Source organism: Agrobacterium salinitolerans (genome assembly GCF_002008225.1).
Taxonomy (GTDB): Bacteria; Pseudomonadota; Alphaproteobacteria; order Rhizobiales; family Rhizobiaceae; genus Agrobacterium; species Agrobacterium salinitolerans.
The window spans coordinates 144,201-167,963 of sequence record NZ_MRDH01000023.1 but is presented as its reverse complement, the minus strand read 5'-3'; the positions used below and the strand labels follow the sequence as shown (position 1 = coordinate 167,963).

General features: G+C 60.0%; 20 protein-coding genes. 9 read left to right on the top strand and 11 right to left on the bottom strand.

Features of this window, described 5'->3' with window-relative positions:
* The first annotated feature begins 36 nt into the window (after positions 1-36).
* From BS627_RS16620 to BS627_RS16600, 5 genes are all read left to right on the top strand, one after another.
* On the top strand, positions 37-975 hold the full coding sequence (locus BS627_RS16620; RefSeq protein ID WP_077984280.1) for a carbohydrate ABC transporter permease: 939 nt from the start codon (positions 37-39) through the stop codon (positions 973-975).
* A complete protein-coding gene (locus BS627_RS16615) occupies positions 968-1,816 on the top strand; it encodes a carbohydrate ABC transporter permease (protein ID WP_077984279.1) in 849 nt (282 codons plus the stop codon). Before BS627_RS16620 ends, BS627_RS16615 begins: the two co-directional genes overlap by 8 nt.
* A gap of 17 nt (positions 1,817-1,833) precedes the next feature.
* Entirely contained in the window at positions 1,834-2,907 is a 1,074-nt protein-coding gene (locus tag BS627_RS16610; RefSeq protein ID WP_077984278.1) for an ABC transporter ATP-binding protein, read from the top strand.
* Positions 2,908-3,050: 143 nt separating this feature from the next.
* Positions 3,051-4,103: a sugar phosphate isomerase/epimerase family protein gene (locus BS627_RS16605; protein ID WP_077984277.1), complete on the top strand. Its 1,053-nt coding sequence runs from the start codon at positions 3,051-3,053 to the stop codon at positions 4,101-4,103.
* 21 nt (positions 4,104-4,124) lie between these two features.
* Positions 4,125-5,312, top strand: a complete 1,188-nt coding sequence (locus tag BS627_RS16600) for a Gfo/Idh/MocA family protein (RefSeq protein ID WP_077984276.1) — start codon at positions 4,125-4,127, stop codon at positions 5,310-5,312.
* A gap of 103 nt (positions 5,313-5,415) precedes the next feature.
* Here the strand turns inward: BS627_RS16600 and BS627_RS16595 are convergent, their stop codons facing one another.
* From BS627_RS16595 to BS627_RS16585, 3 genes are all read right to left on the bottom strand, one after another.
* Entirely contained in the window at positions 5,416-5,667 is a 252-nt protein-coding gene (locus BS627_RS16595; protein ID WP_077984275.1) for a hypothetical protein, read from the bottom strand.
* Positions 5,668-5,788: 121 nt separating this feature from the next.
* Positions 5,789-7,075 carry a glycerate kinase type-2 family protein gene (locus tag BS627_RS16590; protein WP_077984369.1) on the bottom strand — a complete coding sequence of 429 codons (1,287 nt, stop codon included), beginning with the start codon at positions 7,073-7,075 and terminating at the stop codon, positions 5,789-5,791.
* Positions 7,076-7,079: 4 nt separating this feature from the next.
* Complete coding sequence (locus BS627_RS16585) at positions 7,080-7,433, bottom strand: DUF1304 domain-containing protein (RefSeq protein WP_077984274.1); 354 nt, start codon at positions 7,431-7,433, stop codon at positions 7,080-7,082.
* Between the two features lie 227 nt (positions 7,434-7,660).
* Here BS627_RS16585 and BS627_RS16580 point away from each other — a divergent pair, with 227 nt between their 5' ends.
* Genes BS627_RS16580 through BS627_RS16570 form a run of 3 tightly spaced genes read left to right on the top strand, consistent with a single transcriptional unit; the run spans position 7,661 to position 13,129 of the window.
* On the top strand, positions 7,661-8,425 hold the full coding sequence (locus tag BS627_RS16580; protein WP_077984273.1) for an ImuA family protein: 765 nt from the start codon (positions 7,661-7,663) through the stop codon (positions 8,423-8,425).
* Positions 8,340-9,857, top strand: a complete 1,518-nt coding sequence (locus tag BS627_RS16575) for a Y-family DNA polymerase (RefSeq protein ID WP_165691280.1) — start codon at positions 8,340-8,342, stop codon at positions 9,855-9,857. Before BS627_RS16580 ends, BS627_RS16575 begins: the two co-directional genes overlap by 86 nt.
* Positions 9,854-13,129, top strand: a complete 3,276-nt coding sequence (locus BS627_RS16570; RefSeq protein WP_077984272.1) for an error-prone DNA polymerase — start codon at positions 9,854-9,856, stop codon at positions 13,127-13,129. The genes BS627_RS16575 and BS627_RS16570 overlap by 4 nt, the downstream gene beginning before the upstream one ends.
* A gap of 7 nt (positions 13,130-13,136) precedes the next feature.
* Here the strand turns inward: BS627_RS16570 and BS627_RS16565 are convergent, their stop codons facing one another.
* The 6 genes from BS627_RS16565 to ytfQ all read right to left on the bottom strand — a co-directional run bounded on the left by BS627_RS16565 (position 13,137) and on the right by ytfQ (position 19,772).
* Positions 13,137-14,075 carry an AraC family transcriptional regulator gene (locus BS627_RS16565; RefSeq protein ID WP_077984271.1) on the bottom strand — a complete coding sequence of 313 codons (939 nt, stop codon included), beginning with the start codon at positions 14,073-14,075 and terminating at the stop codon, positions 13,137-13,139.
* A gap of 130 nt (positions 14,076-14,205) precedes the next feature.
* Positions 14,206-14,940: a FadR/GntR family transcriptional regulator gene (locus BS627_RS16560; protein ID WP_077984270.1), complete on the bottom strand. Its 735-nt coding sequence runs from the start codon at positions 14,938-14,940 to the stop codon at positions 14,206-14,208.
* Positions 14,941-14,958: 18 nt separating this feature from the next.
* Positions 14,959-15,939 (bottom strand): galactofuranose ABC transporter, permease protein YjfF, encoded by a 981-nt coding sequence (yjfF, locus tag BS627_RS16555; protein WP_077984269.1) that lies wholly within the window; start codon positions 15,937-15,939, stop codon positions 14,959-14,961.
* The gene (locus BS627_RS16550) at positions 15,936-16,982 is read right to left on the bottom strand and encodes an ABC transporter permease (RefSeq protein WP_077984268.1); all 1,047 of its coding nucleotides are present in this window, start codon (positions 16,980-16,982) and stop codon (positions 15,936-15,938) included. Before BS627_RS16550 ends, yjfF begins: the two co-directional genes overlap by 4 nt.
* Positions 16,979-18,502: a sugar ABC transporter ATP-binding protein gene (locus tag BS627_RS16545; RefSeq protein ID WP_077984267.1), complete on the bottom strand. Its 1,524-nt coding sequence runs from the start codon at positions 18,500-18,502 to the stop codon at positions 16,979-16,981. The genes BS627_RS16550 and BS627_RS16545 overlap by 4 nt, the downstream gene beginning before the upstream one ends.
* Positions 18,503-18,812: 310 nt before the next feature.
* A complete protein-coding gene (gene ytfQ / locus BS627_RS16535) occupies positions 18,813-19,772 on the bottom strand; it encodes a galactofuranose ABC transporter, galactofuranose-binding protein YtfQ (protein ID WP_077984265.1) in 960 nt (319 codons plus the stop codon).
* Positions 19,773-20,296: 524 nt separating this feature from the next.
* On the opposite strand from ytfQ, the gene BS627_RS16530 reads away from it, so the two are divergent.
* Entirely contained in the window at positions 20,297-22,108 is a 1,812-nt protein-coding gene (locus BS627_RS16530; protein ID WP_077984264.1) for an IlvD/Edd family dehydratase, read from the top strand.
* A gap of 182 nt (positions 22,109-22,290) precedes the next feature.
* Here the strand turns inward: BS627_RS16530 and BS627_RS24635 are convergent, their stop codons facing one another.
* Together BS627_RS24635 and BS627_RS16520 are read right to left on the bottom strand one after the other, a co-directional pair.
* Positions 22,291-22,485, bottom strand: a complete 195-nt coding sequence (locus tag BS627_RS24635; RefSeq protein ID WP_077984263.1) for a hypothetical protein — start codon at positions 22,483-22,485, stop codon at positions 22,291-22,293.
* Positions 22,486-22,634: 149 nt separating this feature from the next.
* Positions 22,635-23,762, bottom strand: coding sequence for a pyridoxal-phosphate-dependent aminotransferase family protein (locus BS627_RS16520; protein ID WP_077984262.1), 1,128 nt, complete (start codon positions 23,760-23,762; stop codon positions 22,635-22,637).
* Position 23,763: the final 1 nt, after the last annotated feature.

Genomic DNA, 23,763 nt, shown 5'->3' with positions numbered 1-23,763 from the left:
GGCGCTGCTTATCTGCCTCCATGAAAGCGGATAGAGATGACGGATATTTCCATGACTTCTGCGTCCATGCCGGCGCGTGGCGCGACAAAGGGTAGGCACAAGCGGAGTTCAGTCGCGCATGATCGGGCGCTGACCCTATTGGTGTTCCTGCCGCCCGCCCTGCTACTCTTTACCCTGTTCGTCATCCTGCCCATGGGTGAGGCGGCGTGGTATAGTCTTTATCGCTGGAACGGTTACGGCACACCGACCGATTTTGTCGGCCTGAAGAATTTCCAGGTCCTGTTCGGCAATGCCGCCTTTTCGCAGGCTTTGCTCAATAACGGCCTGATCATCCTCATCTCGATCCTGATCCAGATACCGCTCGCCATCTGGCTTGCCATGATGCTGGCGCATCGCATTCCCGGCGTCGTTGCCTTCCGGCTGGTGTTCTTTCTGCCTTACGTTCTGGCGGATGTTGCTGCGGGTCTGATCTGGCGCTTCGTTTATGATGGCGACTATGGCCTCTTTGCCGCGATTTCCAACTTCTTCGGATTCGCCAATCCTTACGTGCTGGCCGACAGGGATGTGGCGATCTATGCCGTGCTCGGTGTCATCGTGTGGAAATATTTCGGTTTCCACATGATGCTGTTCATCGCGGGCCTTCAATCCGTCGACAAGAATGTACTGGAAGCGGCCGAAATCGACGGCGCGTCCGGCTGGCAGAAATTCCGCTACGTCACGCTGCCGATGCTCGGCTCTACGGTTCGCCTTTCCGTCTTCTTTGCGGTCATCGGCTCGCTGCAACTGTTCGACATGATCATGCCGCTTACCGGCGGCGGTCCATCCAACTCCACGCAGACCATGGTCACCTTCCTCTACACTTACGGCGTCATGCGTATGCAGGTGGGCCTTGGCAGTGCGGTGGGCGTTGTTCTTTTCGTCATCTGCGTGACGCTCGCCTTCGGTTACAAAAGGATATTCATGCGCCATGACTGACACATCCACTTCCGTGCGCATGCCGCTTCAAACCAAGCTTTATCTCTATATCTCGCTGAGCCTGATCGCGGCCGTCGTGCTCATTCCTCTTCTGACGACGGCCCTTGGCGGCTTCAAGACGCTGGGAGACCTGCGCGTCAACCCGTTCGGTATCCCGGCCGAATGGCAATGGGCCAATTACGGCGATATCCTGCTTGGCAAACGCTATTGGCTGCAAATCTTCAATTCGCTGGTCATCGCATTGCTGACGGTCTTTCTCACGCTGACCGTCTCGGCCATGGCGGCCTTCACCTTCGCGCATGTGAAATTCTTCGGCTCGTCGTTCCTGCTCAATTATTTCCTGCTGGGGCTGATGTTTCCGGCGGCGACCGCCATCCTGCCGCTGTTCATCCGCATTCGCGATTTGGGCCTTCTCGACACCTATTGGGGTGTGGTGCTGCCGCAGGTGGCTTTCGGCCTTGGCATGAGCATTCTTCTGTTCCGCAACTATTTCCGCAATTTGCCGGATGAGTTGTTTCAGGCAGCCTTTGTGGATGGCTGCGGGTATCTGCGCTTCTTCTGGCACATTTCCGTGCCGCTTTCGCGGCCGATCGTGGCGACCGTTGGCATCGTCTCTTTCGTCGGCAGCTGGAACAGCTACATCCTGCCGCTCATCATGCTGAATTCGGAATCGAAATATCCCTGGCCGCTCGGCATCATGGTGTATCGCGGCGAGTTCGGCACGGAATGGCAGCTGGTTCTCGCCTTCATCACGCTGACGATCCTGCCGACAGTCATCGTCTTCTTCCTCGCACAGAAACACATCATCGCGGGCCTGACGGCCGGTGCCGTCAAATCGTGACATGAAAGGAGCAAAATATGGCTTCCGTCGAACTTAAGGATATCCGCAAGTCCTATGCCGCGCTCGATGTCATTCACGGCATCTCACTCGATATTGCCGATGGTGAATTCATCGCGCTGGTCGGCCCTTCGGGTTGTGGCAAGTCCACGTTGTTGCGCATGATCGCGGGGCTGGAGGAAATCACCGATGGGGATATTCTCATCGGCGACAAGGTGGTCAATGGCATGACCCCGCGCGAGCGCAACATCGCGATGGTATTCCAGTCCTATGCGCTTTATCCGCATATGACAGTGGCTGAAAACATGGGCTTCAACCTGAAGCTTGCCGGCCAGCCGAAAAGCGTGATTGAAGAGCGCGTTGCGGAGGCCGCCCGCATGCTCGATCTCGGAAACCTGCTAGACCGTAAGCCCTCGCAGCTTTCCGGCGGCCAGCGCCAACGTGTCGCCATGGGGCGCGCCGTTGTGCGCAACCCGGCCGTCTTCCTGTTCGATGAGCCGCTTTCAAACCTCGATGCCAAGCTACGCGTGCAGATGCGCAGCGAAATCAAGGCGTTGCACCAAAAGGTCGGAACGACCTCGATTTATGTCACCCATGACCAGATCGAGGCGATGACGCTGGCCGACCGGGTGGTGGTGCTCAATCAGGGCCGTATCGAGCAGCAGGGTACGCCGCTCGAACTTTACAAGACCCCCGCCAATCTCTTTGTCGCCGCCTTCATTGGCTCGCCCGCGATGAACCTGATCGAGGGTGTGGTGGATGGCGAGGGCGACCAGCCTGCCGCCCGGCTGAAGGATGGGACGGCGATCCGCATCGCCGCTGACAGAAAGGTCAAGCGCGGCCAGTCGGTCACGATCGGGCTACGGCCGGAACATATCGGTTCGGCGATCGGCGGAGATATCTCGCTTACGGGCAGAACGGTACTTGTGGAGCCAACCGGCGCACAGACCCATGTGGTCTTCGAACTCGCAGGCGATCAGGTCACCGCAGTGGTGGATGGCGAGCAGCTGGTGAAGGTCAATACACCCTTTGCCGCCAGCGTTCATCATGAGCGGGTACATGTCTTCGACAGGGCGAGCGGGCTCGCGCTCTAAGCGCCCCCAATGTTTTGATGGAATGCTGAAATTCTCTTGCCCTTTCGCTTTTGGGGCTTGTCTGAAAATAACGAGCGGTTAGCTTGGCGCTTGGGATCGAAGCGGGTTACCGCGCAACTGTATCGATGCAGGAGGAGATTTTAATGAGAACGATCAAGGGACCGGCGCTTTTTCTCGGCCAGTTCGCAGGCGATGCCGCACCGTTCAACAGCTGGGACAGCATAACCAAATGGGCGGCTGAGAAAGGCTATATCGGCGTGCAGGTGCCGACCTGGGCAAGCCAGCTGATCGATCTCAAAAAGGCCGCGGAATCGAAGGATTATTGCGACGAGTTCGCCGGTGTCGCGCGCCAGAATGGCGTGGAAGTCACCGAGCTTTCCACTCACCTGCAAGGTCAGCTCGTCGCAGTTCACCCGGCTTATGACGAGGCCTTCGATGGTTTTGCCGCACCGGAAGTGCGCGGCAACCCCAAGGCGCGCCAGGAATGGGCGGTGGAGCAGGTAAAGTTTGCGCTGAAGGCCTCAAGAAATCTCGGCATCAAGGCACATGCGACATTCTCCGGCGCGCTTGCCTGGCCGTTCGTCTACCCGTGGCCGCAGCGCCCGGCTGGTCTGGTGGAAACGGCCTTCGACGAACTGGCGAAACGCTGGACCCCGATCCTCGATTATGCCGATGAACAGGGCGTGGATGTCTGCTACGAAATCCATCCCGGCGAAGATCTGCACGATGGCGTGACATTCGAGATGTTCCTGGAGCGCGTGAAGAACCACAAGCGCGCCAACATGCTCTACGACCCCTCGCATTACGTGCTGCAATGCCTCGATTATCTCGACAATATCGACATATATAAAGACCGTATCAAGATGTTCCACGTCAAGGATGCGGAGTTCAATCCAACCGGACGGCAGGGCGTCTATGGTGGTTATCAGGGCTGGGTCAACCGTGCCGGCCGGTTCCGCTCGCTCGGTGACGGGCAGGTTGATTTCGGTGCGGTCTTCTCCAAGATGGCGGCCAATGATTTTGACGGCTGGGCCGTGGTTGAGTGGGAATGCGCATTGAAACACCCTGAAGACGGCGCCCGCGAAGGGGCGGAATTCGTCAAGGCGCATATCATCCGCGTCACGGAAAAAGCCTTTGACGACTTCGCATCAAGCGGCACCGACGATGCGGCCAACCGCCGTATGCTTGGACTTTGAGAGCATTGCAGAGGAAACATTATGGCTATTGAAGGAAAGACAACCGACAAGGCGAACAAGCGGATTCGTCTTGGCATGGTGGGCGGTGGTTCGGGTGCCTTTATCGGTGGTGTTCACCGCATGGCAGCAAGGCTCGACAATCGTTTCGATCTCGTGGCAGGGGCCCTGTCCTCGACCCCGGAAAAATCCCTGGCTTCCGGCCGTGAGCTGGGGCTCGATCCCCAACGATGCTACGGCTCTTTCGAGGAAATGGCCGAAAAAGAAGCGCTGCGAGAGGATGGCATCGAGGCGGTGGCGATCGTCACCCCAAACCATGTCCATTATCCGGCCGCGAAGGCGTTTCTGGAGCGCGGCATCCATGTCATCTGCGACAAGCCGCTGACCTCCAATCTGGAAGACGCCAAAAAGCTGAAGGAAGTGGCCGACAAGGCGGACGCTCTGTTCATCCTGACGCATAACTACACTGGCTACCCCATGGTACGGCATGCGCGGGAACTGGTGGAATCGGGCGCTCTCGGCACGATCCGTCTGGTGCAGATGGAGTATCCGCAGGACTGGCTGGCGGAACCCATCGAGCAGACGGGCGCCAAGCAGGCCGTCTGGCGCACCGACCCGGCGCAATCGGGTGCGGGTGGTTCCACAGGCGATATCGGCACGCATGCCTATAATCTTGGATGCTTCATTTCCGGCCTGGAAGTCGACGAACTGGCGGCGGATGTGCACACCTTCGTCGAAGGCCGCCGGCTGGACGACAACGCGCATGTGATGCTGCGTTTCAAGGCGAGGGATGGCAAACAGGCGGCCAAGGGGCTGCTGTGGTGCAGCCAGGTTGCGGTCGGTCACGAAAACGGGCTGAAAGTTCGTGTGTATGGTGACAAAGCCGGCATCGAATGGACGCAGGCTGATCCGAACTATCTCTGGTTCACGAAGCTCGGCGAACCCAAGCAGTTGATCACCCGCGGCGGTGCAGGCGCCGGGGCTGCTGCGGCGCGCGTCACCCGCATTCCATCGGGCCACCCGGAAGGCTATCTCGAAGCGTTTGCCACCATCTATACTGAAGCGGCCCATGCCATTGAGGCCAGCCGCGACGGCTCGGCGCTGGACAAGGCGGTGATTTATCCGACCGTCGATGACGGGGTAAAAGGCGTCGCCTTCGTTACGGCCTGCGTCGAATCCGGAAAAAAGAACGGCGGCTGGGTGAAGCTGTAAGATTGGACACGACCCTGCCCGCGCATTTCTTCTCCCCGCCGGGGAGAAGAAATGCGCGGTACGGGCTCGCTCCTTCGTTATCGCCTAGTCTCAAGGCTCAAGACTATTGATAAGAGCCAGGAGACATCGACTGCACCCGTTGCGTTACGGGGCAACCGTCCTCGATCTTGGTCCAGGACGAAACGTTGAGCTTCATCTCGCAACGTGCGAGATAGGAGCCGCCATCGACCTTCAGGCAGGATGTCTGGCCGAGTTCGAACATGGCACCGCGATTTCGGCATTTGCAATTGTGGGCATCCGCCAAAGTCGGAATAAGGGCCATGATCAGGCCGAATATGAGTACTCCAGAACGCATGGCTGAAGCTCCAAAGGATATCGCGCTAGATTACTCCTCTCCGAAGGCATAGTCAAAACGTCTTCCCTCCGAGAAGCCCGCGTCGGAAGGCCCATAATAGTCACTGCAAACTTCTCCGCTATTACCCGATCAGAATCGCCCTGATATCATTCACATTCGTCAGGGTCGGTCCCGTGACGACAAGGTCTCCTGCTGCATTGAAAGCGGTGTAGCTGTCGTGGCTCATGAGCGACTGGCGCGGATCGACACCGGCTTTGCGCATGCGGGCAAGCGTGTCCGGTGTCACCACCGCACCTGCCGCATCCTCCACGCCGTCTATGCCGTCGCTGTCGCCGGCAATGGCCCAGATGCCATCCGCACCCTTCAGCGTCAGCGCAAGGCTCAGCAAGAACTCCGTGTTGCGACCGCCCTTGCCTGCCGGTCCCTTGCCGCCAACGCCCCTGTTCAGCGTGACCGTGGTTTCGCCGCCGGAGAGCAGGACGGCCGGGCCTTTGACCGGAAGGCCCTTGCGGCTGGCGGAAAGCGCGATGCCGGCCATGACTGCGCCGACATCTTTTGACTCACCCTCCAGTGAATCTCCGAGGACGAGCGGCATAAGCCCAAGTTTCACTGCCTCATCCGCTGCCGCCTGCAGGGCGAGCGAGGGGGCGGCGATGAGCCGGATATCTTCCGCGATATCGCCCGCCTTCGGGGTTTCCTCGCCTTTTTCCAGCACCTTGCGCACGTTTTCGGGAAGATCGAGCGCATAACGGGAGACGATTTCCCGCACGGTTTGAATGTCACTCGGATCGGCAACCGTTGGCCCGGAGGCGATCTCTGAGGGGTCGTCACCCGGAACGTCGGAAATCAGCAGTGAAACAACCTTGGCGGGTTTGGCGGCCAGCGCCAGCCGTCCGCCCTTGATGCGGGAGAGGTGTTTGCGCACCGCATTCATTTCGGAAATCGTCGCGCCGCTGGCAAGCAAGGCACGGTTGACAGCCATCTTGTCCGCAAGCGTCATGCCGTCGGCTGGCGCGACCATCAGTGCCGAACCGCCGCCGGAAATCAGTGCGATCACCATATCGTCGGCGGTGAGCCCTTCGACTGCGGCGAGAATGCGTTTTGCCGCTTCCGCGCTCTTCTCGTCGGGCACGGGATGGGAAGCCTCGATGATTTCGATACGCGCCGTCGGCACGGCATGTCCGTAACGCGTCACCACCACACCTGAGAGCTCCACATGTGGCCATGCCGCTTCAAGCGCTGCGGCCATGGCGGCGGAAGCCTTGCCGGCGCCCACGACCACGCAACGCCCTTTGGGCGGGGAGGGGAGGTGGTGTTGCAGCACCTTTGCCGGATCGGCGCTGGCGACTGCGGCCATGAAAATGCGGTTGAGAGCGTCTCTTGCGGAGGTGTCGTTCCATGCGGTCATCAGGTCATGCTCCAAGCCAGAGGAAGCCGAGCGCAAACAATGCCGGCAATGCCTGAATGAACAGGATCTTCATATTGGCAGTGATCGCGCCGAAAATACCGGCGATCAGAACGCAAGTCAGGAAGAAAACCTTGAAGCTGAGCCCGTCATCGCCCTGTGTGAGCCCATAGATCAGCCCGGCTGCGAGAAAGCCGTTATAAAGCCCCTGATTGGCGGCAAGCACTTTTGTCTGCCGGGCGAAATCCGCCGAGAGACCAAAGGCTTTTCGGCCGGCCGGCTTTTCCCACAGCAGCATTTCCAGAATGACGATGTAGATATGGATCGCCGCAACCACGGCAATCAAGATGCTGGCGATCATCGGTGGTTCCTCCAAACCATGATGTCCGTTGCCTGCGGCTGTCGGGGGAAAACAGGCGGCGAGCGGACAATTCCGTTTTAACGATGGGGCAGAGCGCCGCAAGGCCGGAATCCTCTCTTCCCGTGCAAACTGTTGAAGAGCGCCAACCTGTTGCTTGACTCTTTACCGAAATAGGAACAAAACAAGAACAATTAAGATGAATAACCGGAATTGAAACCTGTCATGCCATGCAAAAGCGCGCGGATCAGTTGCTCCTTGTCGAAGAGCTGCGTGAAAGGCTGGAAAGGATCGGTAACGGCGCTCCGCGCCTGCACGAAACTTTGCCTTTCGGCGTGGATGCCCTCGACCATCACCTGCCGGGAGGCGGGCTAAAGCTCGGCTGCCTGCATGAGGTGAGCGGCGGCGGCAATGGCGCTGTCGATGGCGCGGCGGCTGCCCTTTTTGCGGCCGGTGTGGCGGCAAGGCTTTCCGGCAAGGTTTTATGGTGCGTCACCCGACGGGATCTGTTCATGCCGGGGCTGACGCAGGCGGGCCTATCGCAGAACCGGCTCATCATCGTTGAATGCCGCGATGAGAAAGGCGTGCTCGATTGTTTCGAGGAGGGCCTACGCTGCAATGGTTTCGGCGCGGTGATGGGCGAACTGGCGAAATTGCCGATGAACGCCTCGCGACGGCTGCAGCTGACGGCGGAAACCTCTGGCGTTACCGGCATCGCCATCCGCCGTTTCAGGCGTCCGGCCGATGCGGCGCTGTTCGGCGAGCCGACCGCGTCCGTTACACGCTGGCGGATTTCCGTGCGGCCCTCGTCGCCTTTGCCGGTGCCGGGGGTGGGCAGGCCGCGCTGGTTTCTTGAACTCTTGCGATGTCGCGGCGGCGAAAGCGCCGAATTTGAAGTGGAAGCCTGTGATGCAAAGGGTCGTCTCGCTCTACCTGCCGACATGGCCGACGGATCGCTTCCGGCGTCTTTCGGGCAAGGACGCGCCGCCGGTTGAAACGCCGCTGGTCATGATCGGCCGCCAGGGCAGCCGCCGGCTGGTGCTGGGGCTCGATAAGGCGGCAAAGGCGGCGGGCATCCGCCCCGGCACGCCGGTCAGCAAGGCGCAGGCGCTGGTGCCGGGTCTTCTTATGGAAGATCTGGACTCGGCTGGTGATGCCCGCGCCCTTGAGCAACTGGCCTTTCATTTTTTACGCATCTACGCCCCCATTGTCGCTGCCGACCCGCCGGACGGGCTGGTGCTGGACACAGCGGGTGCTGACCATCTGCACGGCAATGAGACGCTGATGCTGAGCGGCATGGTCAACCGCCTGCATGCTGCAGGCTTTGCCGCCCGCGCCGCCATTGCCGATAGCTGGGGGGCGGCTCATGCGCTGGCACGTTTCAGCCGTGAGGAAATCAGCATCATACCGCCGGGTAGCCAGAGAGCGGCGATCAGCGGCCTGCCGCTTTCTGCGCTGAGGCTGGAGGAGCGTATCGTTTCCGGGCTGAAAGTGCTCGGCTTCCGCAGCATCGGTGAGCTTGCCGAAGCCCCGCGCGCGCCGCTGACCCTGCGTTTCGGCCCCGAGCTTGTCCGTCGTCTCTCCCAGGCTTTCGGAGAGATCGGCGAACCCATCGAACCGGTGCGGGTGGCCGAGCTGGTGGAGGTGCGGCGCGCCTTTCCCGAACCCATCGCAGCAGCGGAGACGATTGCCCGTTATACGCAGAAGCTCGTTGTTGACCTTTGCGCCGCGCTGGAAAAGCGCGGTCTTGGTGCTCGCCGGGTCGATCTGGTGCTGCACAGGGTGGATAGTGGTCTGCAGGCCATAAGGGCGGGCACATCAAGACCGGTGCGCGATGTCAAACAGCTGGTCCGGCTTTTGACCGACCGTATTGACACCATCGATCCCGGCTTCGGCATCGAGATGATAGTGCTGACCGCCACCCATGCCGAACCGCTTCTCGCCGCACAGGCCCGATCCTCGCTTCTGGAGGAGGGGCGTGCGGACATCGCCGATACGGTCGATGTCATCCTCAATCGTGGCCACAGGGTCTATCGTTACGCGGCGGTGGCGAGCGATGTGCCGGAACGCTCCCTTACCCCCGTTGCGGCGCTTGCGCCAGAAGATAGGCTCGGCTGGCCTGGCCACTGGCCGCGTCCGGTCAGGCTTTTTGCAAGGCCGGAACCCATCGAAACGCTGGCGCTGCTGCCGGACCATCCGCCGCGTTATTTCCTCTGGAAGGGCGTGCGCCACAATGTGCGGCGCGCCGACGGGCCGGAGCGGGTGTTCGGTGAATGGTGGAAACGCGACCGGGAAAAGGCCGCCGTGCGCGATTATTTCACGGTGGAAAATGAAAGCGGCGAGCGCTTCTGGATTTTCCGCTCCGGCGACGGCGAACATGCCGAGACCGGTTCGCAAGGATGGTTCATCCACGGGGTCTTCGCATGAGTACGCCGCGTTATGCCGAGCTGCAGGTGACCACGCATTTTTCCTTCCTGCGCGGGGCCAGCTCCTGCGAGGAGCTTTTCGAACAGGCCAAAAATCTTGGCATCGAGGCGCTCGGTATCGTGGATCGCAACAGCCTTGCGGGCATTCCCCGCGCTTACGAAGCCGCCAATAATCATGGCGTCCGCCTCGTCATCGGCTGCCGGCTCGATCTGGATGACGATATTTCCGTGCTTGCCTATCCCATGGATCGCCAGGCCTACGGCCGTCTTTGCCGGCTGCTTTCCGTTGGCAAAAAAAGAGGCGGCAAGGGCAAATGCCGGCTGACATGGGACGATCTCGTCACCTATGGCGAAGGACTGATCGTCGTGCTGCTCGCCGATCTAGCCGACGATCTCTGCGCGCTTCGCCTGCGCCGGCTCAAGGCTGCTTTTTTCGACCGCGCCTATATGGCGCTCAGTCTCAGAAGGCGGCCCAACGACCAGATGCGGCTTTTCGAACTGTCGAACATGGCGCTAGCCGCAGGGGTGCCGACCGTGGTGACCAATGACGTGCTGTTTCATGTGCCCGAGCGCCGCATGCTGCAGGATGTCGTCACCTGTATCCGGCACAATTGCACCATCGATGAGGCGGGGTTCCGCCGCGAGCGCCATGCCGACCGTTATATGAAACCGCCGGAAGAGATGCACCGGCTGTTCGCCCGTTACCCCGAGGCGCTCTCCCGCAGCCTTGAAATTGCGAAACGCTGCAAATTTTCGCTGAAAGAACTGGTCTACCAATATCCCGAAGAGCGCAGCCTGCCGGGGCTGACGGCGCAGCAGGCGCTGGAAAAGATGGTGTGGGAGGCGGCGCCGGGGCGGTATCCGGATGGTTTGCCGGATAAGGTGGAAAAGGCTTTGCATCACGAACTTGGCCTGATCGGCAGGCTGGAATATGCTCCCTATTTCCTGACGGTGAATGCTATCGTTCGTCATGCACGCTCGCTGGATATTCTCTGTCAGGGACGCGGCTCGGCCGCCAATTCGGTGGTGTGTTACGTGCTTGGCATTACCGCCATCGATCCCGTCAAGGTCGATCTCCTGTTCGAACGTTTCGTTTCCGAGGAGCGACGCGAACCGCCGGATATCGATGTGGATTTCGAACATCAGCGGCGCGAGGAGGTCATCCAGTGGGTCTATGATACCTATGGTCGCGACAAGGCCGCGCTGTGCTCGGTCGTCACCCGTTATCGCGGCCGCGGGGCGTTGCGCGATGTCGGCAAGGTTCTGGGTCTGCCCGAAGATTTGACGAAACTGCTATCCTCACAGGTCTGGCGCTGGAGCGAAGGGGTGGATGAGAAGCAGCTCAAGGAGCTGAACCTCAATATGGAGGACCGCCGCCTGAAACTTGCATTCGAGCTTGCCAACCAGCTTGTTGGTACGCCGCGCCACCATAGCCAGCATCCGGGCGGCTTTGTTCTGACCCATGACCGGTTGGACGAGTTGGTGCCGATCGAACCTGCTGCCATGGACAAACGGCAGATCATCGAATGGGACAAGGACGATGTCGATATCATGAGGTTCATGAAAATGGACTGTCTGGCGCTCGGCATGCTCTCCTGCATGAAGCGCGGCTTCAACATGCTGGAAGAACGTACCGGTGATAAGTACGATCTCGCTACCGTGCCGCAGGATGACGATCCCACCTATGAGATGATCCAGAAGGCCGATACGCTTGGTACCTTCCAGATCGAAAGCCGGGCGCAGATGTCGATGCTACCGCGGTTGAAGCCGAAGATATTTTACGATCTCGTCATACAGGTCGCGATTGTTCGCCCCGGCCCCATTCAGGGCGATATGGTGCATCCTTATCTGCGCCGCCGTGATGGGAATGAGAAAGAGCATTACCCTAAAGAGGAATTGAGAGGGGTACTCGGCAAGACGCTCGGTGTGCCGCTGTTTCAGGAACAGGCCATGCGTGTCGCAATCGAATGCGCCGGTTTTTCACCCGGCAAGGCGGATCAGTTGCGCCGCGCCATGGCAACCTTCAAGAATGTCGGCACCATCTCCAAATTCAGGCAGGATCTGATCGATGGCATGGTGGAGCGCGGTTATGAGAAAGAATTCGCCGAACGTATCTTCAAACAGCTCGAAGGTTTCGGCAGCTACGGTTTCCCTGAAAGCCATGCGGCTTCCTTCGCGCTGATTGCCTATGCCTCCTCATGGCTGAAATGCCATTATCCAGATATTTTCTGTACGGCGCTTCTCAATTCGCAGCCCATGGGTTTTTATGCCCCGGCGCAGATCGTGCGAGATGCGCGTGATCATGGCGTGGAGGTGCGCCCAGTCTGCGTCAATAACAGCCGCTTCGATTGCACGCTGGAGCCGACGGGCAAACGAGATGTAAATGGCAAGGAGCGTTATGCCGTGCGGCTCGGCATGCGTCTGGTGAAGGGGCTTGCCAACAAGCACGCTGCCGATATCGTCGCCGCCCGGCAGGACCGGCCTTTTGCCTCGGTGGACGATCTCTGGCGAAGGGCGGGCGTTCCGACCGCCGCCCTGGTCTGCCTAGCGGAGGCCGATGCCTTTCTGCCGTCGCTTTCGCTTGCCAGACGCGAGGCGCTCTGGGCCATCAAGGCTCTGAGGGATGAGCCGCTGCCGCTTTTTGCCGCCGCCGCCAGCCGGGAAAACACTGTCGTGGACGAACTTCAAGAACCCGCCGTCGCGCTCAGGCCCATGACGGATGGCGGTGAAGTGGTGCAGGATTACGGCCATGTGGGGCTGACCCTGCGCGAGCATCCCATGACCTTCCTGCGCCGCGATCTTTCCCGCCGCCGCATCGTCACCTGTGCGGAGGCGGCGCGTGTGCGGGATGGCACATGGCTGGAAACGGCCGGTCTGGTGCTGGTGCGCCAGCGCCCCGGTTCGGCAAAGGGCGTGATCTTCATGACGCTGGAGGATGAGACGGGTATCGCCAATGCGGTGCTGTGGGTCAAAACCTTTGAAAAATACCGGCGCGTGGTGCTGTCGGCCGGCATGGTCGGCATTTACGGCAAGATCCAGCGGGAAGGCGAGGTGGTACATCTGGTTGCCCACCGGTTGACCGATCTGTCGCAGGCGCTGGCCAGTGTGGGCGAGCGCAACCGCGCCTTTCCCCTGCCGCATGGGCGCGGCGATGAGTTCCACCATGGCACGCCGCCGGAGGATCATCGCGCGTTCCGCAAACGTCCCCAACCTGTCTTGGAGAATGATGACACGGTCGAGCGGATAAAGGTCATTTCACGCAATTTCCACTGAGAAGCTTTTAAGCCGCATCTTCCAACCCGGCCGCATCTTTCCTGCGAAACTGGCTCGGTGGCGCACCGAGCACCCGTTTGAAGGCCCGGCTGAAGGAGGCTTCGGAATCGTAACCGAGCTTTTCTGCCGCCACCGTCACGCGCATGCCTTCGCGCAGCCAGAGCCGTGCCTGATGCATGCGTACGCGCACCACATAACGCGCCGGGCTTTCGCCCACTATGCGGGTGAAGCGTTCCGCGAAACTGGAACGGGATGCACCCATAAGCGAGGCGAGTTCTTCCACGCTCCAGTCTTTTTCTGGGTTGAGATGAATGGCGGCCAGTACCCGGCCGAGTTCGGGATTGCGCACGGCGGCGAGCCAGCCGCTGGAATCGCCGCAGCCATGTTCCACCCATGTGCGGATCAGGGTTGCGGTCAGCACATCGGCAAGCCTTGCCAGAATACCGCCTGCGCCGACGCGGTTCAGCTCCACCTCGCGCGCCATGGCGTCCAAGAGATGGGGAATTGCCGGGTCGCTTTTGGCCAGATCGCTGGTCAGCATCACATCCGGCATCAGCTGCAACAGCGGGTGCAGATTATCCATATTGAACCGCATCGAGGCGGTAAAGGCCACGGTATCGCCGCCCGCGCTGGCGCATTCCATATCAAAAATGCCCTGGCAAACTTCCTTTTTGCCAAACCGGTCAAAGGGAGAGGGCGTCACATTCTCGCCGCTGGCAAGCACATGGGCGTGACCCCTGGGCAGAAGCACGGCATCGCCGCATTTGAGCGTCTGCCATTCGCCGGAAGGCTTCTGCAGTTTCGCCTGACCGACGCCGATGAAATGAAACCGTGCGGCGTCCTGTTCGGGAAAAGCCGTCGCCCAGGGTGTCGCCATGCGGCAACGGCCGTATTCCACGCCGTCCAGTCTCAGGCCACGCAGCATCTCGGTCAGGGCATCATTCATGGCAGCTCTTAAAATTCGGACGATCGGTTAAGGAATTTTGATTTTATGGCATGAAAACGCCTGGATGTCACGTGCTGCGTGAAGAGCGGCCTGCGAAGCGGGCCACTGTGGTTCCGTGCCGGAGGGGGCTCTAAACCGTCTTGATCGCGTTCTGCGTGCGGTCCTTGCCGACCTCGATCACGTGACGCATAGCCTTTACCGCCGCATCCGCGTCACGCGCCGCAATTGCATGCACGATGCGCAGATGGTTGGAGGCGATTTCGGCGATGGTGCCCGTCGAAGCGGCTGGCGACGACAGCTGGAAGGAGATGGCCAGCGCGGCTTCAATCAGGCCGCTTGCCGAGCGCATGAAGGGATTGCCGGACATATGCGCCACGGCAAGGTGGAATTCGAGATCGACTTTGGCGATGCTTTCGGGCGTATGTTTCGGATTGTCGAATTTGGCGGCGATGACATAGAGGGACACGATGTCGTCATTGGAGGCCTGCAGGGCCGCTGCGGCTGCCGCCGCCGGTTCCAGCGCCAGGCGGATTTCCGCCAGATGCTTGACGAATTCCTGGTCTATGCCGGCCTCGCAGCGCCAGCCCAGTACATCCGGATCGAAGAAGTTCCAGCTCGAACGGTCGAGAACGCGGGTGCCGACCTTCGCTTTGGGCTCCACCAGTCGCTTCGCCGCCAGCGTCTTCATCGTCTCGCGCAGCACTGTTCGCGAGACGCCGAAGCGCATGGAAAGCTCCGCGTCGTTGGGCAGCAGGGAGCCTTCCGCAATTCTGCCCGAAACGATGGCGCTGCCGAGTTCGGAAACCACATGGGCGTGGCTGTTCCGGCGTTTTCGCCCGCTAATCGTCGTTTCGAGCAGCCCCAAGCAAGCCTCCCTTGGCAATTATGCCGGATGCGGTCCGGCCAGTCTCCTGTTTGAATACCAGATGATTGCGCGCTGCAACACGATGAAGATGAAAAGCAGCACACCGATGACGATTTTCGTCCACCAGGAAGAAAGCGTTCCGTCAAAAACGATGTAGGTCTGGATCAGCCCCTGTATCAGAAGGCCGATGAAGGTTCCTGCCACCAACCCCGTGCCGCCGGTCAAAAGCGTGCCGCCAATGACGACGGCGGCGATGGCGTCGAGTTCCACCCCCACCGTCGCCAGCGAATAACCCGACGAGGTGTAGAGCGTGTAGACGATGCCGGCGAGGCCGGAGAGGAAACCGGAAAGCGCATAGATGCCGATGGTCGTCGCCCCGATCGGCACGCCCATCAGCTCTGCCGATTGCGGGTTGCCGCCAAGCGCGTAGACATTGGCGCCGAAGCGGGTGCGGCTAGCGATCAACATGCCCGCCGCAAAAACGAGGAGCATTAGCATGGCCAGTGCCGTCAGCCTGCCGCCGCCGGGAAAGCGATAATAAAAGCCCTGTATCGCATCGATGAAGGGATGCGAGATCGGCACAGACTGGGTGGAGATGAGGTAAGCCGCGCCGCGCGCCAAAAACATGCCGGCCAGCGTCACCACGAAAGGCGGGATCGACAGGAAGCGGATCATCGCCCCCATCAGGCAACCGAACAGCGTCGAGACCGCCAGCACGATGGCGAAGGCGAGCAGCGGATGGATATTATAGGTGCCGACCATCACGGCTACGAAGACGCTGGTAAAGGCGATGACCGAGCCGATGGAGAGATCGATGCCGCCCGACAGGATGACGAAGGTCATGCCGACGGCCGCGATGCCGAGAAAGGCGTTGTCTGTCAGAAGATTACCTATCACCCGTGTCGAGAACATCGCCGGATATTGCAGCACGCAGAGGAAATAGGCGACCACGAAGATCGTCAGCGTGGTGAGGAAGGGCAGGTTGCGGCTATGGATCATCGCACGGTTCCTTCCTTGGTCATGCCATCGGCGGCGGCCGGTTTAGCGTTTGGCTTGGGTGGTCTGACGAAGCCCAGTACCGTGATGATTGCCGGCGATTGCAGCGTCAGCACGACCATGATGATGCCGGCCTTGATGATGAGGTTGAATTCCGGCGGAAAGCCCGAGACGAGGATGCCGGTATTGATGGTCTGGATGATGAGGGCGCCGATCAACGAGGCGGTAATGGAGAAGCGCCCGCCATTCAGAGAGCCGCCGCCGATGACCACCGCCAATATGGCGTCCAGCTCCAGCCACAGGCCGGCATTGTTGGCATCCGCGCCGCGAATATCTGCGGTCACGATCATGCCGGCGATGGCCGCGCAGAGGCCGGATACGGCATAGACGAAGAACAAGAGGAAGCGCGCCTGAACTCCGGCAAGAGCTGCGGCGCGGCGATTGATGCCGGTCGCCTCGATCAGGAAACCAAGCGCGCTCTTGCGCACCAGAAGGCCGATCAACAGCGCCGCCGCCACCCAGACGATGACGGGCAGCGGGATGCCTGCGAACGAGCCGGAGCCGATGGCGGCGAAGCTGTCATTGTTGAAGGTGAGAATGACGCCTTCGGTGATGAGCTGGGCGATGCCGCGTCCCGCCACCATCAGGATCAGGGTGGCAATAATCGGCTGAATGTCAAGAAGGGCGACCAGCACGCCGTTCCACAGGCCGCAGGCAATGCCCACCGCAAGTGAGATGACGATGACCGAGGGAATGGAATGGCCATTGCTGATCAGCGTGGCCGCAACCGCGCCGCAGATGGCGATGACCGCGCCGATGGAAAGATCGATGCCCTTGGTGGCTATGACCAACGTCATGCCGATGGTCAGCAGAGCCACGGGAGCGGCGCGCACGAGAATATCCACCAGACTGCCATAGAGTCGGCCGTTCTGGAACGAAACATGCAGGAAACCCGGAGAAATGATTGTAATCGCTGCCAGAATGATGAAGAGCGCGGCAAGCTGCGGAGCAAGTCGTTTGAAGCGTCGTGTCATTGCTGCCATCATGCCGCCTCCGTTTTCGCCGCATCGGCAATCGCTCGCATGATGTTGTCGGCGGTCAATTCGCCGCCCTTCAATTCGCTGACATGGCGGCGGTCGGACAATACGACGACACGATGGGCGACGGCGGTCAGTTCTTCCAGTTCGGAGGAGATGACGACGAGCGACATGCCCTCGCTGCAGAGTTTTTCGATCATTTTCAGGATTTCCGCATGCGCACCGATATCGATGCCGCGTGTCGGCTCATCGAGGATCAGAAGCCGGGGATGGGTGGCGAGCCAGCGCGCCAGAATGGCCTTCTGCTGATTGCCGCCGGACAGGAATTTGATCGGCCGTTCGGGGTCGGCCGGACGGATATCGAGCGATTTGATGAAGCTTTCGGCAAGTTCCGCTTTTTGCCGGCGGGAGAGCGGCCGTGCCCAGCCCTGCCGGGCCTGCAGCGCCAGCGCAATATTATCGGTGACGGAAAAGTCGCCGATGATGCCGTCTGTCTTTCGTTCTTCCGGACAGAAGCCGAATCCGGCCGCTATCGCGGCCTCGGGCGACGAAATCGTCACCGGTTTTCCGTCTATCGTCGCGTTGCCGGTATCGGGACGATCAATACCGAACAGCAGAAACGCGGTTTCCGTTCGGCCGGAGCCAAGGAGACCGGCGACGCCAACGATCTCGCCTGGGCGGATGCCGAGATCGAAAGGGGCGATGCTGCCGCGTTTGCCGTAACCTTCGAAACGGATCGGGGGTTCACCCTCGATAACGGTATCGTCCGCCGCCTGATGTTCCTGGGTGATGTGCTGCATTTCGCGACCCAGCATCATCGCAATGAGTTCGGATCGCGGCAGACTGCCGATATCGCGCGTGCCGACGAGGCGACCATTGCGCAGAACCGTGACGCGGTCGGCAATATCATAGACCTGATTGAGGAAATGGGTGATGATGATGATGCCGATGCCGCGCGCGCGCAGGTTTCTCAGCACCCCGAACAGCATTCCGACCTCGTGGGCGTCGAGGCTGGCAGTCGGCTCGTCCAGCACCAGCACCTTGCCGGAAAGATCGACGGCGCGGGCGATAGCAATGATCTGGCGGATGGCGACGGAATAGCTGGAGAGCAGGGCGTTGACGTCGATGGAAAGACCATATTGCGTCAGCAGCGCCTGTGATTGCTTCTGCATTGAGGCGCGGTCGATCATGCCGAAGCGGTGGGGCTGGCGGCCAAGAAAGAGATTTTCCGCAACCGTCAGGTTTTCGAGAAGGTTCACTTCCTGGTAAACGGTGCCGATGCCGAGCGCCTGCGCCTCGCCGACATTGGCGGGCGCAATTTCTGCGCCCTCCAGAAAGATCGAGCCGCTGTCGCGGTGATAAACGCCGGTCAGGATTTTGATGAGCGTCGATTTGCCCGCGCCGTTTTCGCCGAGAAGCGCATGGATTTCACCGCGTCCGAGCGAAAAATCAACGCTATCAAGCGCTGTTATCCCGAGAAAGGATTTGCCGATGGCGCGTGCTTCCAGAAGTGGTGCCGTTTCGGACATAGAGCAGTTTCCGTATTGCAATGGGTCTCGCCACGAGGGCGCAGAATGATCACATAAAGCGAGCGGTGGCCGCTCGTTTCTTCTCCCCGCCGGGGAGAAGGTGGCCCGAAGGGTCGGATGAGGGGGAAACATTACCGGATTTCGGAGAGCTTGCCCCCTCATCCCGCTGCCGCGACCTTCTCCCCGGCGGGGAGAAGAAGCAGGCCACACCCGCTCGCTCCATGAAATCATTCAGTATCGGATTTTCGCCCGTCGTTTCACAACCGAAAGAAACGGCGCAGCTCCTGCGCCGTTTCCCAGAAGAAATGGCTTAGTAGCCCAGATCCTTCTTTGCCTCGTAGACCTTCATCGGGTCATCGGACGCCGTGTAGAGCTTGGATTCGGTCTGAATCCACTTCGGCGGCTCCTTCTTGTCCTTCAGATAGGCTTCAAGGGCGTCGAAAGCGGGTCCCGCCATGTCAGGCGTGAGTTCGACGGTGGCGTTGGCTTCTCCGGCCGCCATGGCCTTGAAGATGTCAGGCACCGCGTCGATGGAAACGATCTTGATGTCGGTTCCAGGTTTCAGGCCGGCTTCCTTGATCGCCTGGATTGCCCCAACGGCCATGTCGTCATTGTGGGCGTAGACAGCGCAGATGTCCTTGCCGCCGCCTTCCGCCTTGATGAAGCTCTCCATCACTTCCTTGCCCTTTGTGCGGGTGAAGTCACCCGTCTGCGAGCGCACGATCTTGATGTTGGCGTGGGAAGCGATGGCCTCTTCGAAACCCTTCTTGCGGTTGATGGCGGGCGAAGAGCCGGTCGTGCCCTGCAATTCCACAACCTTGCAATCCTTGGAGCCGACGTCCTTGACCAGCCAGTCGCCGGCAACCTTGCCTTCGTGAACCTGATCGGAGGTTACGGCCGTCAGGTAAAGATCGTCAGGAGCCTCTATCTGGCGGTCGAGCAGGATGACAGGGATTTTTTCTTCCTTGGCTTCCTTTAGCACGGCGTCCCAGCCCGTTGCGACGACGGGTGCAATCAGGATCGCATCGACGCCCTGCGCAATGAAGCCGCGAACGGCCTTGATCTGGTTTTCCTGCTTCTGCTGCGCGTCGGCGAACTTCAGCGTGACGCCGCGCTTCTCCGCCTGCTGCTTGGTGACGGTGGTTTCAGCCGCGCGCCAGCCGGATTCCGAACCGATCTGCGAGAAGCCGACGGTCAGCGATTGTGCGGAAACACTTGATGCAAGGCACAGCGAAACGGCGACAGTAACTGTCGCGAGAGCTTTTCTCATCTTAATCCTCCCAGAGATGATGTCAGCGTGACGCCAACACTATGAGCATATAGTAATACTCTTGAAAAGAGGCATTTTCGAATAATTGAATTTTCGGGCACGATATTCATTTGCAAATTTTAGCATTTAACTTTTAATATCAATTAGATGTATAATTCGAGTTTATCGTTTCGAACGATCTTGTCTGCCGCGCCTTCTGGTGTCGCCGCGCTTGACAGCATATGATTTTATCTAATAGTAATACAAATAAGAAAACGATTTTTGCCGGAACTTTCGCGCCCCCGGGACGAAATTTAGTCGGCAAAAGAGGGAGGGAGATTCCGTTGCGTAATCCCGCGATGGGCGTAAATGCCGAAAAATATTCGGTTAAAGCCGAAGTGCAGCTCGATGCCACTCGTCTGGGCTCACTCTGTCGGTTATGCGTGATCTCCGAAACGCTGATTCCATTTTCCTTGTGCGCAACATAAGCTTGTCGCATTTCGTAATATTTTACCGTTGGCCACTTCCGGCTGGAGACCCGCATCATGACGACATCTGATAATCTTCCTGCAACTCAGGGCAAGCTGCGTTCGCGCGCGTGGTTTGACAATCCCGCGAATGCGGACATGACGGCGCTTTATCTCGAGCGCTACATGAACTTCGGTCTCAGCCAGGCCGAACTGCAGTCCGATCGCCCGATCATCGGTATCGCGCAGACGGGCTCTGACCTTTCCCCCTGCAACCGCCACCACCTGGAGCTGGCAAACCGCCTGCGTGAAGGTATCCGTGAAGCCGGCGGCATCGCGATTGAATTTCCCGTGCATCCGATTCAGGAAACCGGTAAGCGCCCAACCGCCGGTCTTGACCGCAACCTCGCTTATCTCGGCCTCGTGGAAGTGCTTTACGGTTATCCGCTCGACGGCGTCGTCCTGACCATCGGCTGCGACAAGACCACGCCTGCCTGTCTCATGGCGGCGGCCACCGTCAACATTCCGGCCATCGCCCTTTCCGTCGGCCCCATGCTGAACGGCTGGTTCCGGGGCGAACGCACCGGTTCCGGCACCATCGTCTGGAAGGCGCGCGAACTGCTGGCGAAGGGTGAGATCGATTACCAGGGCTTCGTCAAGCTCGTCGCCTCGTCGGCTCCCTCCACCGGTTATTGCAACACCATGGGCACGGCAACGACCATGAACTCGCTTGCCGAAGCGCTGGGCATGCAGCTTCCGGGCTCCGCCGCCATTCCGGCGCCTTACCGTGACCGTCAGGAAGTCTCCTATCTTACCGGCCTGCGCATCGTCGAAATGGTGAAGGAAGACCTGAAGCCTTCCGATATCATGACCAAAGACGCCTTCATCAACGCCATCCGCGTCAACTCGGCCATCGGCGGCTCCACCAACGCGCCGATCCACCTGAACGGCCTTGCGCGCCACGTCGGCGTCGAGCTGACGGTGGATGACTGGCAGACCTATGGCGAAGACGTGCCGCTGCTCGTCAACCTGCAGCCGGCCGGCGAATATCTGGGCGAGGATTATTACCATGCGGGTGGCGTTCCCGCCGTCGTCAACCAGCTGATGACCCAGGGACTGATCATGGAAGACGCCATGACGGTCAACGGCAAGACTATCGGCGACAATTGCCGTGGCGCGATCATCGAAGACGAGAAGGTCATCCGCCCCTATGAGCAGCCGCTCAAGGAGCGCGCTGGCTTCCGCGTTCTGCGGGGCAACCTGTTCTCCTCCGCCATCATGAAGACGAGCGTGATCTCGGAAGAGTTCCGCAACCGTTACCTCTCCAACCCGAACGATCCGGAAGCCTTCGAAGGCCGTGCCGTGGTGTTCGACGGTCCGGAGGACTACCATCACCGCATCGACGATCCGTCGCTGAAGATCGACGCCAATACCATCCTCTTCATGCGCGGCGCCGGTCCCATCGGTTACCCGGGTGCGGCGGAAGTGGTGAACATGCGCGCACCGGATTATCTTCTCAAAGAAGGCGTCAATTCGCTGCCCTGCATCGGTGACGGCCGTCAGTCCGGCACGTCGGGCAGCCCGTCCATCCTCAACGCTTCCCCGGAAGCAGCGGCCGGCGGCGGTCTGGCTGTGTTGCAGACGGGTGACCGCGTCCGCATCGATGTGGGCCGCGGCAAGGCGGATATCCTGATTTCTGGCGAAGAACTGGCCAAGCGTTACGAGGCGCTTTCCGCCGAGGGCGGTTACAAGTTCCCCGACCACCAGACGCCATGGCAGGAAATCCAGCGCGGTATCGTCAGCCAGATGGAAACCGGCGCGGTTCTGGAACCGGCCGTGAAGTACCAGCGCATTGCCCAGACCAAGGGCCTGCCGCGCGACAACCATTAACATCCATCGTCGGATTTGCGCGGCCTCGAGGTTTTCCCGGGGCCGCTTTTCGTTTGGTTTGACGGTAAACTGAAAATATCGAGGTTACGGCGCTTGTCTGGCGCAGTAGCCCACGCGCCCCGTAGCGATGAGGCAACGGAAAACCTATTTTGCCGATGGTTTAAAAGCTTGCCAGGCAGGCATCAGATCACCGGGTAAAGCGACCAGAAGAACAGTTCATATTCCTGATCGCGGTCGTCATCGTGCGACTCGTCGTCGGGTCTGCGCGGCGTTTTGTCCTGAAACTCGGTCTCCATCCGTTCCTTGACGACGGGCATCCTTCGGCCGATGCCAAAGAGGTCAAAGGAGAGCATGTTGAAACCTGCTACCATGGCCATTTCCCTTCTTCACGCGAGTTAACAGTGTGTTAAGTTTCGCGCGTTGCCATGATTTCGTCAAGATTGGCCGGGGAATTTGTCTACCATTTTTAACGACAATGCCGTGACTGACATTTCAACGCCGCAGGATTCGGCGCAATGAACGTTTATCAGGGGCGTTGAACGCTGTTCGCAGGAGAGTCAAAATAGGTTTTTTCGGCCGCTTCCAGCGCGGAATCGGTATCTGCGGCATGGCCGAGGCTTTTCAGGGCGCTGGCGAAGGCCGCGATATTGGCTTTCACAGCCTCCGGATGCGCCCGCCGACCGGTGTGATTGAGCCTTATCAGTCGTTCAGCGCCGGGGCCGACACCGTAAGAAAGATCTGCGCCCTGTTTTTTGGATGCAGCCGCGAGAAAATCTCCGGCTTCCAGGGTATCCGGCAGGATCGCCGTGGAAACGAGGGCGGAGGCGTGCGCCTCCTCCACCCAGGTCAGGATACCGAGCGCCCTGATGCCGCTCCGGGTGGCCGCCGCCGCTCTTTCGTGGCGTTCGTTGGCGGAAGTCAGACCTTCGGCCTCTATCCTGTCGAGGGCGGCCTCCAGCGCGTAGAATTCCAGCGGAGCGGGCGTTCCGGGCAGCGCGCCGCGGCCGGCATCGAGCCAGAGTTTTTTCTGGTCCAGAAGCGAGAGCATGGAGTTTTCCAGCGCCCTACCATGCGAAAATAGATCCCACGCCCTTTCACTGATGGAAATGGCGGAAACCCCGGCCGGGCCTGCCAGCGCCTTTTGCGGGCCGATGACGGCGATATCGATGCCCAGCCGGTCGACCTCGAAGGTATGGCCGCCGATGGACGCCACGGCGTCGACAAGGGTCACGATACCCCTTTGCCGAGCGAGCGCGGCAATGGCGGGCAGGGGGTTGAGAATGCCGCTTGCCGATTCCGCATGGACGATGGCGAGAAGATCGAAGTCCGGGCCCTCGTTCAACGCCCGCTCCACCTCCTCCAGCGTGACCGGCTTTGCGGGACTGGCCGTCAGGTTGCGCACCGTCGCGCCGCCTCTATTGAGCCAGCCGCCGAACCATGCGCCATAGGGGCTGGTGACGATGTTGAGCGCTCTAAGACCCGGTCGGGCAAGGCTCGTCGCCGCCGCCTCGAGTGCCAGCACGGCTTCCGCCTGTATGAGAAGGACGTCGTTGCCCGTGCCCATCAAGGCTGCCAGTCGATCAGCCAGAATGGCGTAACGCTCCGCGGGAAAAGCGGGTGGGTCAAGCAGCAATGCATAATCGGGAACGGGCATG